Origin of the sequence: Actinosynnema sp. NPDC059797 (assembly GCF_042732085.1) — a bacterium.
GTDB lineage: Bacteria > Actinomycetota > Actinomycetes > Mycobacteriales > Pseudonocardiaceae > Actinosynnema.
In genome coordinates this window covers 17,185-28,302 of record NZ_JBHWIE010000039.1, presented here as the reverse complement: position 1 = coordinate 28,302, position 11,118 = coordinate 17,185, and the positions used below count along the sequence as shown (strand labels likewise).

At 73.8% G+C, this 11,118-nt stretch carries 14 protein-coding genes; 6 read left to right on the top strand and 8 right to left on the bottom strand.

Annotated features, from left to right (window positions below; genetic code table 11):
- Window positions 1-148: 148 nt before the first annotated feature.
- Window positions 149-685, bottom strand: a complete 537-nt coding sequence (locus ACFV4N_RS13485) for a hypothetical protein (protein ID WP_499672798.1) — start codon at window positions 683-685, stop codon at window positions 149-151.
- Window positions 686-809: 124 nt separating this feature from the next.
- On the opposite strand from ACFV4N_RS13485, the gene ACFV4N_RS13480 reads away from it, so the two are divergent.
- Window positions 810-1,781: an NAD-dependent epimerase/dehydratase family protein gene (locus ACFV4N_RS13480; RefSeq protein WP_499672797.1), complete on the top strand. Its 972-nt coding sequence runs from the start codon at window positions 810-812 to the stop codon at window positions 1,779-1,781.
- A 35-nt stretch (window positions 1,782-1,816) separates the two neighbouring features.
- Window positions 1,817-2,428, top strand: a complete 612-nt coding sequence (locus ACFV4N_RS13475) for an MBL fold metallo-hydrolase (protein ID WP_499672796.1) — start codon at window positions 1,817-1,819, stop codon at window positions 2,426-2,428.
- On the opposite strand, the gene ACFV4N_RS13470 is transcribed toward ACFV4N_RS13475, so the two are convergent.
- Window positions 2,350-3,060: a DUF2334 domain-containing protein gene (locus ACFV4N_RS13470; protein WP_499672795.1), complete on the bottom strand. Its 711-nt coding sequence runs from the start codon at window positions 3,058-3,060 to the stop codon at window positions 2,350-2,352. The two genes, ACFV4N_RS13475 and ACFV4N_RS13470, sit on opposite strands and share 79 nt — an antisense overlap.
- Before the next feature lie 128 nt (window positions 3,061-3,188).
- Entirely contained in the window at window positions 3,189-4,079 is an 891-nt protein-coding gene (locus ACFV4N_RS13465; protein WP_499672794.1) for a phosphoribosylaminoimidazolesuccinocarboxamide synthase, read from the bottom strand.
- A 62-nt stretch (window positions 4,080-4,141) separates the two neighbouring features.
- Here ACFV4N_RS13465 and ACFV4N_RS13460 point away from each other — a divergent pair, with 62 nt between their 5' ends.
- The 4 genes from ACFV4N_RS13460 to ACFV4N_RS13445 all read left to right on the top strand — a co-directional run bounded on the left by ACFV4N_RS13460 (window position 4,142) and on the right by ACFV4N_RS13445 (window position 7,148).
- The gene (locus ACFV4N_RS13460; protein WP_499672793.1) at window positions 4,142-4,999 is read left to right on the top strand and encodes an ABC transporter substrate-binding protein; all 858 of its coding nucleotides are present in this window, start codon (window positions 4,142-4,144) and stop codon (window positions 4,997-4,999) included.
- Window positions 4,960-5,826: an amino acid ABC transporter permease gene (locus tag ACFV4N_RS13455; protein ID WP_499672792.1), complete on the top strand. Its 867-nt coding sequence runs from the start codon at window positions 4,960-4,962 to the stop codon at window positions 5,824-5,826. Before ACFV4N_RS13460 ends, ACFV4N_RS13455 begins: the two co-directional genes overlap by 40 nt.
- Complete coding sequence (locus tag ACFV4N_RS13450) at window positions 5,823-6,602, top strand: amino acid ABC transporter ATP-binding protein (protein ID WP_499672791.1); 780 nt, start codon at window positions 5,823-5,825, stop codon at window positions 6,600-6,602. The genes ACFV4N_RS13455 and ACFV4N_RS13450 overlap by 4 nt, the downstream gene beginning before the upstream one ends.
- A 99-nt stretch (window positions 6,603-6,701) precedes the next feature.
- A complete protein-coding gene (locus ACFV4N_RS13445; RefSeq protein WP_499672790.1) occupies window positions 6,702-7,148 on the top strand; it encodes a hypothetical protein in 447 nt (148 codons plus the stop codon).
- A 201-nt stretch (window positions 7,149-7,349) separates the two neighbouring features.
- On the opposite strand, the gene purB is transcribed toward ACFV4N_RS13445, so the two are convergent.
- From purB to ACFV4N_RS13420, 5 genes are read right to left on the bottom strand one after another with little or no spacing between them, the layout of a single operon-like run.
- Window positions 7,350-8,783 carry an adenylosuccinate lyase gene (gene purB / locus ACFV4N_RS13440; protein WP_499672789.1) on the bottom strand — a complete coding sequence of 478 codons (1,434 nt, stop codon included), beginning with the start codon at window positions 8,781-8,783 and terminating at the stop codon, window positions 7,350-7,352.
- A 46-nt stretch (window positions 8,784-8,829) separates the two neighbouring features.
- On the bottom strand, window positions 8,830-9,597 hold the full coding sequence (locus ACFV4N_RS13435) for a hypothetical protein (protein ID WP_499672788.1): 768 nt from the start codon (window positions 9,595-9,597) through the stop codon (window positions 8,830-8,832).
- Window positions 9,594-10,124 carry an RNA polymerase sigma factor gene (locus ACFV4N_RS13430; RefSeq protein ID WP_499672787.1) on the bottom strand — a complete coding sequence of 177 codons (531 nt, stop codon included), beginning with the start codon at window positions 10,122-10,124 and terminating at the stop codon, window positions 9,594-9,596. Before ACFV4N_RS13430 ends, ACFV4N_RS13435 begins: the two co-directional genes overlap by 4 nt.
- A gap of 45 nt (window positions 10,125-10,169) precedes the next feature.
- A complete protein-coding gene (locus ACFV4N_RS13425) occupies window positions 10,170-10,754 on the bottom strand; it encodes a TetR/AcrR family transcriptional regulator (protein WP_499672786.1) in 585 nt (194 codons plus the stop codon).
- Between the two features lie 13 nt (window positions 10,755-10,767).
- Complete coding sequence (locus ACFV4N_RS13420) at window positions 10,768-11,091, bottom strand: DMT family transporter (RefSeq protein ID WP_499672813.1); 324 nt, start codon at window positions 11,089-11,091, stop codon at window positions 10,768-10,770.
- Between the last annotated feature and the right edge of the window lie 27 nt (window positions 11,092-11,118).

Below are 11,118 nucleotides of genomic sequence, written 5' to 3'. Positions count from 1 at the left end.
GTGGGGCACACGTTCACCTGGGTTCACCCGATCGTGAGGGGGCGGTTCGGGGGCCTGATTTGCTAAGCTGATCTCAGCCGAGGCCCCGTAGGCCGAGGAAGTGAGCCCAACCAACGTCCGGACGGTCGACGGTTGGGCTTCGCGCTTTTCAGGGCACCTGGTCCAAGTCAACGTCCCACGCGACGACCGCTTTCGTCCGCCGGGCCCAGTCGCCTCCCGCCCCGAAGGCCCAGGCGACCGCGTCGGCGATCCACAGCAGCGCCTCGTTCGTGCTGATGAGGTGCTCGTAGTACAGCTGCGACGCCCTCGGGTACTTGCCCAGCGCCGTCCGGATCGTGCGCATGTCGAGGATGTCGCGGTCCTCGCGCGTGTCGAGCACCAGGCGTCCTCCTCCCAGGTCCAGCAGGTCGGTGGTCAACCGCGCGAGGCACGCCTGGCGAGCGGCTTCAGGCCCTTGCGCGCAGTTCCGCCGGTAGATGTGCACCTCCACGCCGGCCTCGGCGAGCCGCGAGAGGATCAGTTTGCGCCGCTGCGGCGTCTCCTTCTTGAAGTGCAGTTCCCGTTGTCCGGGCAGGAGCAGCCCGCGCAGCAGCTTCCTCAAGGGGTGCAACTGCGAGGGGGACACGATCGCGGCCGCCAGCAGGTAGGTGTCCCTGCGGCGGGATTCATCGACAAAGGCTTGCACGGCCACAGCGGTGCATCGGCACCCGCTTCACCGCTCTGGATCTTCCCCACCCGAACGTATGTTCGCCCGTTCGCTGTCGGCGTACTCGTCCGTGGCCACCGGTCCCGCCCCTAATCTGGGGATCATGCGGATCCTGGTGCTGGGCGGCACGGTCTTCCTCGGCCACGCGACGGCGGCCGAGGCGGTGCGGCGCGGTCACGAGGTGGTGTGCGCGGCGCGGGGCGAGTCCGGCTCCGCGCCCGACGGCGCGACCCACGTGCCGGTCGACCGCGACGCGGGCCTCGACCCCCTCGCGGGCGAGCGCTTCGACGCCGCGATCGACCTGGCGACCATGTCCGTCACCTGGGTCCGGGACGCGCTGCGGTCCGTGGGCGCGGACCACTGGGCGTTCGTCTCCAGCTGCTCCGTCTACGCCGACCACGCCACGCCCGGCAGCACCCGCACGCTCGACCCGCTGGAGGACGACCTGGGCGCGCCCAGGTCCCCCGACCGCTACGGCGCGATCAAGGTGGCCAGCGAGGACGCGGTCCGCGACGCGTGCGGCGACCGCGCCTTCATCGTCCGCCCCGGCCTGATCACCGGCCCCGGCGACAAGAGCGACCGCTTCGGCTACTGGCCCAACCGCCTCTCCCGGGGCGGCCGCGCGGTGGTCCCGGACGCGCCGGACCAGCCGGCCCAGCACATCGACGTCCGCGACCTGGCCGCCTGGCTGGTGGACGCCGCCGAGCAGCGCCTCACCGGCACCTACGACGCCGTCGGCCCGGCGAACCCGCTGGCACTGGTCCTGGGCGAGATCGCGGGCGCGGTCGCGCCGCAGGGCACCGAGCTGGTGCGCGTGCCCGAGGAGGTCCTGCGGCGGCACGAGGTCGCGCCGTGGGCCGGTCCGCGCTCGCTGCCGCTGTGGCTGCCCGCCACCCACCGCTCGCTGATGTTCCGCGACGCGGGTCCGGCGCTGGCCGCCGGGCTGCGGCCCCGGCCCACCGCGGAGACCGCGCGCGACGCCCTCGTCCACGAGCGCGCGCTGGGCCTCGACCGCGACCGGCGGGCCGGCCTGCCCCCGCGGGCCGAGGAGGAGCTGCTGCACGCGGTGGGCTGAGCCGGTGTAGAACGGTGGGCGAGAGGAGCACCACCATGGAAATGGTCCATTTCGGACATTCTTGCGTGCTGGTCGACACCGGCGGCGCACGCCTGCTGTTCGACCCGGGCGCGTTCTCCGGTGGTTTCGAGCAGGTCACCGGCCTGGACGCGATCCTGGTCACGCACGAGCACGTCGACCACCTGGACGTCGACCGGCTGCCCGCGCTGCGCGAGGCCAACCCGGGCGCCCGGGTGTTCGCGCCGTTCGACCTCGACGGCGCCACCGCGGTCGCGCCCGGCGACGTGCTGGAGGTCGCCGGCTCGACCGTCCACGTGCTCGACGCGCCGCACGAGGTGATCCACCGGGACCTGCCGGTGCCCGCGAACGTCGGCTACCTGGTCGACCACGGCGCGTTCTACCACCCGGGCGACTCGCTGACCGTGCCGGAGCAGCGCGTGGACGTGCTGGCGCTGCCGACCGCCGCGCCGTGGATGAAGGTGGCGGACGCGGCGGACTTCCTGGCCGCGGTGTCGCCGCGCAAGGCCGTGCCGGTCCACGAGGCGGTCCTGGCCCGGACCGAGGTGTACTACCGGGTCCTGTCGGGCACCGCGCCGGAGGGCGTCGAGGTGGTCGTGCTGCCCCGGGGCGAGGGGATCGAGCTGTAGGTGACGGGCGTCGCGCCGTGGTGCAGGGCCAGGTCGACGGCCTCCAGCAGCACCGGCGCCAGCCGGTCGAGCGACGCCGCGTCCACGCCCAGCCGCACCAGCCCGCCGCGCCGGGCCGCCCGGCCCGTGCCGAGCAGGTGGCTCCAGTGCTCGCCGACCATCCGCACCCGGCCCGGCCGCACGTCGCCGGTGCGCAGGTCCCGCACGCCCGCCATGTCGGCGCACACCGCGAACCGGTGCGCGCGCAGCGCGACCAGCGTGCCCGGCGAGGCGAGCCAGCTCGGCGGCGCGAACAGGTCCGTGCGCAGGCCGAGGCGGGCCAGCGCGGCCCGGGCGGCCACCAGCCGCAGGCCGGCCTCGTGGGCGGGCAGCGCGGCGAACTCGGCGCGCTTGCGCCCCACCCTGGCCCGGTGCGCCGGGTCGGGCGCGTGGTCGAAGCCGTGCAGCAGGAGCGCGTCACCGGCGGCGACGCGGTCGCGGACCCAGGTCAGGGCCGGTCCCGGCGCCTTGCGCGGCGCCAGCAGCAGCGACAGCGGCACGTGCCGCCGGTCGAGCCGGTCGGCTAGGTCGGCGCACCGGGCGAGCGTGCTCGGCCCGATGCCGGACAGCGAAACCACGAGGTGGGCGCGCACGACACCCAGTGCGCCGCACCGGCGTGTCGCCCGCCTGACCGCGAGGTGACGCGGGGGTGCGGATCCGGCGAACTGTGCCCGGTCGGGTCCGGCGCTGCTCCGGCGCTGCTCCGGTGCCGCTCCGGGCGCTACTCCGGTGACGGCCAGTCGGCGAACGACAGGCCGGTGATCCGCTCGTACGCCTCGACGTACCGGGCGCGGGTGGCGGCCACCACGTCGTCGGGCAGCGGGGGCGGCGGGGTGTCGGAGGAGCGGTCCCAGCCGGAGTCCGGCGAGGTCAGCCAGTCGCGGACGTACTGCTTGTCGAACGAGGGCTGCACGTGCCCCGGCGCGTAGGAGTCCGCGGGCCAGTAGCGCGACGAGTCGGGGGTCAGCACCTCGTCGCCGAGCACCAGCGTGCCCGAGGCGTCCAGGCCGAACTCGAACTTCGTGTCCGCCAGGACCACGCCGCGCGTGCGCGCGTACTCCCGCGCCGCGCCGTACACGGCCAGCGTCGCGTCCCGCAGCCGCCCGGCCAGGTCCGCCCCGACCGCCGCCTCGACCTCGGCGAACGACACGTTCTCGTCGTGCGCGCCGACCTCGGCCTTGGTCGCCGGGGTGAAGATCGGCGGCACCAGCTCGGACGCCTCGACCAGCCCCTCGGGCAGCTCGACGCCGCACACCGAGCCGGACCGCCGGTACTCGGCCATGCCCGACCCGGTCAGGTAGCCGCGCGCCACGCACTCCACCGGCACCATGTCCAGCTTGCGCACCAGCAGCGCCCGACCGCGCACCTCGCCCGGGATGCGCGGGTCGTCCCACGACACCAGGTGGTTCGGCACGAGGTCCGCGAACCGCTCGAACCAGAACACGCTCATCGCGGTCAGCACCCGGCCCTTGTCCGGGATCCCGGTGGAGAGCACGTGGTCGAAGGCGGAGATCCGGTCCGAGGCCACGAACAGCAGCAGGTCGTCGTCCACCTCGTGGATGTGACGGACCTTGCCGGTGGCGACCTGCCGGTAGTCGTCGAGCTTGGGCACGGCCGAAGCCTACTTGTCCCGATCCGTGGGCGGCCCTTCCCACCTGCGGCAAGATTCTGCCCATGCGCGTACCCGGACTGATGTTGAGCGTGACCGCCGTCGTCGCGGTCGCCGTCGCCTGCGCCCCCGCGGACCAGGAGGCGCGGCCCACCAACCAGGTCGACGGGGTCGACTGCAAGAAGGAGAACCTGGCGACGCTCACCCCCGGCAAGATCACGTTCGGCACGGACCAGCCGGTGTACGAGCCGTGGTTCGTGGACGACGACCCCACCAACGGCAAGGGCTTCGAGTCCGCGGTCGCCTACGCCCTGGCCGACGAGCTGGGCTACGCCCGCGAGGACGTGGTGTGGACGCGGGTGCCGTTCAACGCGGCCATCCAGCCGGGCCGCAAGACCTACGACGCGGACATCAACGAGTTCTCCATCACCGAGGAGCGCAGGCAGGCCGTCGACTTCTCCGCGCCGTACTACGACGTGGACCAAGTCGCGATCACGCTGGAGTCGTCCAAGGCCGCGTCGGTGAAGACGCTGGCCGAGCTGAAGTCGGTGAAGATCGGCGCGCAGGTCGGCACCACCAGCTTCGAGGCGGCGCAGCGGCTCCAGCCCGAGCAGGACGTGGCGGTCTACAACACCAACGACGACGCCAAGGCCGCGCTGCGCGCCGGGCAGATCGACGCGCTGGTGGTGGACCTGCCGACCGCGTTCTACATCACCTCCGCGGAGCTGGAGGACGGCGTCGTCATCGGCCAGATCCCGGCGGGCGACGGCAAGCCCGAGCAGTTCGGCATCGTGCTGGACAAGGGCAGCCCGCTGACCCCGTGCGTGTCCACGGCGGTGGAGAACCTCCGGGCCGACGGCACGCTGGCGAGGATCGAGCAGGAGTGGCTGTCGTCCGCGAGCACGGCGCCCGAGCTGAAGTGATCAGCGAGCTGCAGCGGGAGCGCCTCGCCTACCGGCGTTCCCGCGCGCGGCGGTCCACCCTGGTCGCGCTGCTGTCGACCGCGGTGTTCGCGGTGGTCGCGTGGGCGACCGTGACCACCGCGCCCGGCTGGCCGCGCGTGCGGCAGTCGTTCTTCGACCCGGAGGTCGCGTGGCGGTCGCTGCCCGCGATCCTGGAGGGGCTGTGGCTGAACCTCCGGGTGCTGGTCGTGTGCGGCGCGCTGATCCTGGTGCTGGCCCTGGTCGTGGCGGCGCTGCGCACCCTGCGCGGCCCCGTGTGGTTCCCGCTGCGGGTGCTCGCCACGGCGTACGTGGACCTGTTCCGCGGCCTGCCGCTGATCATCCTGCTGTACCTGGTCGGGTTCGGGCTGCCCGCGCTGCGGCTGACCGGCGTGCCCAACGACCACGTGGTGCTCGGCGGCACGGCCCTGGTGCTCGCCTACACCGCGTACGTGGCCGAGGTGTTCCGCGCCGGTATCGAGTCGGTCCACCCGTCGCAGGTGGCGGCGGCCCGGTCGCTGGGCCTGGGACCGCGCAAGACCATGCGGCTGGTGGTGCTGCCGCAGGCGGTGCGGCGGGTGATGCCCGCGCTGCTGAACGACTTCGTGGCGTTGCAGAAGGACTGCGGGCTGATCTCCGTGCTGGGCGCGGTGGACGCGGTGCGGGCGGCGCAGATCGAGCAGTCGCGGGCGTTCAACTTCACCCCGTACGTGGTGGCCGGGCTGCTGTTCGTGCTGCTCGCGGTGCCCACGGCCCGGTTCGCCGACGCCCTGGGCAGGCGGGTCGACCGGCGTCGGGGTGGTCTGTGACCGGCGCGCCGGCGTCCGGGCAGGCGCCACCCCGACCGGTGCTGTCCGTCCGGGGGCTGGTCAAGCGCTACGGCGACCGCACCGTGCTCGACGGGATCGGCCTCGACGTCCACGAGCACGAGGTGGTGGCGCTGATCGGGTCGTCGGGCTCGGGCAAGTCGACCCTGCTGCGGTGCGTGAACCTGCTGGAGGAGCTGGACGACGGCCAGGTGCTGCTCGACGGCGTGGACGTGTCCGACCCGCGGGTGGACGCCGACGTGGCCCGGCGCGGCATGGGCATCGTGTTCCAGGCGTTCAACCTGTTCCCCCACATGAGCGTGCTGGACAACATCACCCTGGCGCCGCGCGTGGTGCACGGCGTGCCGCGGCCGGACGCCGAGCGGCGGGGCCGGGAGCTGCTGGAGCGGGTCGGGCTGGCCGACCGGGCGGGCAGCTACCCCGAGCAGCTGTCGGGCGGGCAGCAGCAGCGGGTGGCGATCGCGCGGGCGCTGGCGTACGCGCCCCGGCTGCTGCTGCTCGACGAGGTCACCAGCGCGTTGGACCCGGAGCTGGTCGGCGAGGTGCTCCAGCTGGTCAGGGAGCTGGCGGCGCAGGGGCGGACCATCCTGATGGCCACCCACGAGATGGGTTTCGCGCGGCAGGTCGCCGACCGGGTGGTCTTCCTGGACGGCGGCAGGCTCGTCGAGTCCGGGCCGCCCGAGCAGGTGCTGGGCGAGCCGGAGCACCCGCGCACGCGGCAGTTCCTGAAGCGGATCATCGAAGCGGGCAGGCTGTAGGCGCGGGCAGACCCCTGGGACCACCCACGGTGTGCGTCGTAAGGCCGACCGTGGGACTCCACTTGGGCTACCGGCGGAGAGACCCCTACCCTGCTTGACGTGGTTCACCGGAAGGCCCTGACCGCGCCGGTAGCGGCGACCGGCGCGCTCGCCCTGCTGCTCACGGGCGCGTGCGGCAAGCCGACGGCCGCCCCGGAGCCGGTCGTCGTGCCGACGACCACCAGTTCCGCGCCCGTGACCTCCGTGCCGGCGGTGGCGAACATCTCCGTGCCGCCGCGGACCACCACGCCGACGACCGCGGTGGAGGCCACCACCGAGCCGCCGCCCCCGCCTCCGCCACCCCCGCCGCCACCCGCGCCGAGCCGGCCGGAACCGCGCCCCGAGCCGACGACCGCGCCGACCACGGAGCCGCCGGCGGTCGACCCGGTGGCGTTCGAGGGCTTCCCGTGCGAGGAGCGGGGCGCGACCGCGGTGGACCCGACCGGGCGCCCGCTGGTGTGCGAGAAGGGGCGCCGCGGGTGGCTGCGCTGGGAGAGGACCGACTGACCCCGCGCTCCGCAGCTTCCCCGGGGGCCGCCCGAGCCGCCGCGCGAGCAGGTCGGCGTCACCCGCCGACCACAATCCCGACCCCGCGCTTCGCAGAAGTCCCCGCCAGGGGCACCCCTGCTTCGATCTTATCCGCCGGGTACGACAATTCGGCGTCGGCGCAGGTCAGGCCGGCGTGACCGGTCGTCGCGCCGGCGCGGGTCAGAGGATCGGCTCCGGCACGTAGCCCGCCGCGGCCGGGAACGCGGCCAGCACGTCCTCCACCTGCCGCACCACCTCGGCGACCTGCTGCTCCGCCACCCCCGTGAACGACAGCCGGTCGGCCAGCAGGCCGTCCAGGGCCGCCCGGTCCAGCGGCAGGCGCGGGTCGGCGGCCAGGCGGTCCAGCAGGTCGTTCTCGGCCTTCCCCTCCTCGCGCATGGCCAGCGCCACGGCCACCGCGTGCTCCTTGATCGCCTCGTGCGCGGTCTCCCGGCCGACGCCCGCCCGCACCGCCGCCATCAGCACCTTCGTGGTGGCCAGGAACGGCAGGTAGCGATCCAGTTCGCGGGCCACCACCGCCGGGTACGCGCCGAACTCGTCGAGCACGGTGAGGAACGTCTCCAGCAGCCCGTCCAGCGCGAAGAACGCGTCGGGCAGCGCGACCCGGCGCACCACCGAGCACGACACGTCGCCCTCGTTCCACTGGTCGCCGGCCAGTTCGCCGACCATCGACAGGTGGCCGCGCAGGATGACCGCGAAGCCGTTGACCCGCTCGCACGAACGGGTGTTCATCTTGTGCGGCATCGCGCTGGAGCCCACCTGGCCGGGCTTGAAGCCCTCGGTGACCAGCTCGTGGCCCGCCATCAGCCGGATGGTCTTGGCCAGCGACGACGGGCCGGCGGCCAGCTGCACCAGGCACGACACCACGTCGAAGTCGAGCGAGCGCGGGTAGACCTGGCCGACGCTGGTCAGCACCCGCTCGAACCCGAGGTGCCCGGCGACGGCGCGTTCCAGCTCGACGAGCTTGTCCCGGTCGCCGCCGAGCAGGTCGAGCATGTCCTGGGCGGTGCCGACCGGGCCCTTGACGCCGCGCAGCGGGTAGCGCGCGATCAGCTCGTCCAGCCGCCGGAACGCGACCAGCACCTCGTCGGCGGCGGTGGCGAAGCGCTTGCCGAGGGTGGTGGCCTGGGCGGCGACGTTGTGCGAGCGGCCCGCCACGACCAGGTCGGCGTGCTCGGCGGCGCGGCGCGCGAGCCGGGCGAGGACGGCGGCGGTCTTGCCGCGCACGTGCTCCAGGGACCGCAGCACCTGGAGCTGCTCGACGTTCTCGGTGAGGTCACGCGAGGTCATGCCCTTGTGGACGTGCTCGTGGCCGGCGAGGGCGTTGAACTCCTCGATGCGGGCCTTCACGTCGTGCCGGGTGACGCGCTCGCGCTCGGCGATGGACGCCAGGTCGACCTGGTCGATCACCCGTTCGTAGTCCGCCACGGCCTGGGCGGGCACGTCGACGCCCAGCTCGGCCTGCGCCCGCAGCACCGCGAGCCACAGCTGCCGCTCCAGCACGACCTTGTGCTCGGCGGACCACAGCGTGGCCAGCTCGGCGGAGGCGTAGCGGCCGGCGAGGACGTTGGCGATGCGGGGCTTGGCAGTCACGTGACCAGCATATTTGGCGGCCGGGCGCGACCGGCCGGCGGGGACGTCACCACGCGGCGAACCCCGGGTCGGTGGCGAGCTTCGCGAGCTGGTCGCCGGTCAGCGGCACGTCCCGGCTCACCGGGGTGCCGTCCACGGGGTCGTGGTTGTGGGCGTTGAACCGCACCACCGAGCCGTCGACGCGGAAGTGCGCGACCGAGTAGGTGATCAACTTCCCGCTCGGGTCGACGACCTCGGCGAACCTCAGGTGGCTGCCGTCGGGCAGCCGGCGCGGCGCCTCGCACTTGGCCTCGGCGCAGAACCCCTCCCGCGCCGACGTCGGCGTCGTCGGCGCGCTGAGCTGCGCGGTGATCCTGGTCACCCCCTGCTCGTCGAAGAACTGCACGAACCCGGTGACATCCCCGGCCACGGCCACGTCGGTGAACTCGGCCCGCAGGACCTTCACCTCCGGCAGGAGCGCGCGGACCTGCCGGGTCGCGTAGGCCGCCAGGGACTTCGCGTCCAGGGCCCGCGCGGGCGCGGACGTGGGCACCGGCGTCGTCTCGGCCGGCAGTGGCGCCGCCGTGGTCGTCAGCACGGGCGACGCCGCCGCGTCGAACCCCGGCGGCCCGGCACCGGGCCGCGTGGCGAGCAGGCCGGGCAGGGACAGCACCGTCCCGGTGATGACGAGCGTGGCCACGCCCACCGCGACCAGCGCGCGCCGCCGCTTGCGCTCGTGGCGGCCGCGGCGGATCAGCTCGTCGGGGTCGAACCGCAGCGGCGGCTCGTCCCCGACGGCGGCGCGCAGGCCCTCCCGCAGCTCCGCTTCGCTCACGACGCGACCACCGCCCCCCGCTCCAGGTCCTCGACGGCGGTGCGCAGCGCCACGAGCCCGCGCGCCGTCTGACTCTTGACCGTGCCCTCGGTGCAGCCCATCAGCACCGCCACCTCGCTGACCGGCAGGTCCTCGAAGTACCTCAGCACGAGCACGGCCCGCTGCCGCGGCGGCACCCGCAGCAGGGCCGCGTGCACGAGGTCGCGGGCCCACAGCTGCTCGCCCGCCCGCTCCGGGTCGGCCGCCGCGTCCGCCACGTCGGGCACCTCGCCGTCGCGCTGCTCGGCCCGCCGCCACGGTCTGCGCTTCTCGTCCAGCCACGTGCGCAGCAGCACCTTGCGGGCGTACCCCGAGGCGTTGTCGCGCCACTCGATCCGGTGCCACGCCTGGTACAGCTTGAGCAGGCTGGCCTGCATGAGGTCCTCGGCCATGTGCCAGTCGCCGCAGAACAGGTAAGCGGTGCGCCGCAGCGAAGCGGCGTGCTGCACCGCGAACTCGCGGAAGCCCTGCTCGTCGGCCTTGCGCATGCGATCCCCTTCCGCGCCCTCCGATTCCTAGAACGCGGTGGGAGGTCAGCGGGGTTGCATCGCCTTCGCGAGCATGCGCCGGGCGGCCGCGCGCGGGTCGGGGCTGATCTCGATCAGGGCGTTCACCACGGCGCCGTCGACGAGGGCGATCAGCTCCTCGACGCGTTCCCGGCCGACCGGCTGGCCGGCCTTGGCGAAGATGTCGAGCATCAGGTCGTGCAGCTCGCCGGAGAGCTTGCGCATCAGCGGCCGCAGGTAGGGCCGCCGACCGGTGGCGACCAGGCGCTCGTAGCGCAGCAGCACCGCCTCCGCGTCGACCTCGCCGACGGGTCCGAGCAGCAGGTCGAGCACCAGGTCGACGAACGCGTCGCCGCCGCACTCGGCGGGTTCCAGCTCGGCCAGGCGGGCCTTGCCGTAGGCGAGTTCGGCGTTGCCGTGGAACTCCAGCGCGGCGGCGACCAGCTCGTCGAGCGAGTCGAAGTAGTAGGTGGTGGACGCCAGCGGGAGGCCCGCGCGCTCGGCCACGGCGCGGTGCCGGACCGCGTCGAACCCGCCCGACACCAGCAGGGCGGCGGCGGCTTCGACCAGCGCCTGGCGCCGGCGTTCACCCTTCGGTGTTGCGGCTGTCATTGCTCGAAAGGTACTAGTGCCCGCCGCCGGCCAGGTTCAGGCCGATGACGCCGCTGACGATCAGGCCGAGGGAGACCAGCTTCAGCGTGGAGACTCCGTCGCCGAGCCAGAGCATGCCGATGACGGCGGTGAGCGCCGCGCCGATGCCGGTCCACACCGCGTACGCGGGTCCGGCGGGCAGCTGCTTCATCGCCCAGGCCAGGCCGGCGAAGCTGATCAGCGCGGTGACCGCGAACGAGACCGTCCACCACGGCCGGGTGAAACCGTTGGACAGCTTCAGCGACACGGCCCAGCCGGCCTCGAAGAAGCCGGACACGATGAGCACGACCCACGCCACCTCGACCACCTCCAAAATTTTGGTACC

Excerpts from the sequence above, each read along its gene's own strand:
- ACFV4N_RS13480 (WP_499672797.1), top strand. The coding sequence starts at position 810 with ATGCGGATCCTGGTGCTGGGCGGCACGGTCTTCCTCGGCCACGCGACG.
- ACFV4N_RS13475 (WP_499672796.1), top strand. The coding sequence starts at position 1,817 with ATGGAAATGGTCCATTTCGGACATTCTTGCGTGCTGGTCGACACCGGC.
- ACFV4N_RS13425 (WP_499672786.1), bottom strand. The coding sequence starts at position 10,754 with ATGACAGCCGCAACACCGAAGGGTGAACGCCGGCGCCAGGCGCTGGTC.
- ACFV4N_RS13430 (WP_499672787.1), bottom strand. The coding sequence starts at position 10,124 with ATGCGCAAGGCCGACGAGCAGGGCTTCCGCGAGTTCGCGGTGCAGCAC.
- ACFV4N_RS13460 (WP_499672793.1), top strand. The coding sequence starts at position 4,142 with ATGCGCGTACCCGGACTGATGTTGAGCGTGACCGCCGTCGTCGCGGTC.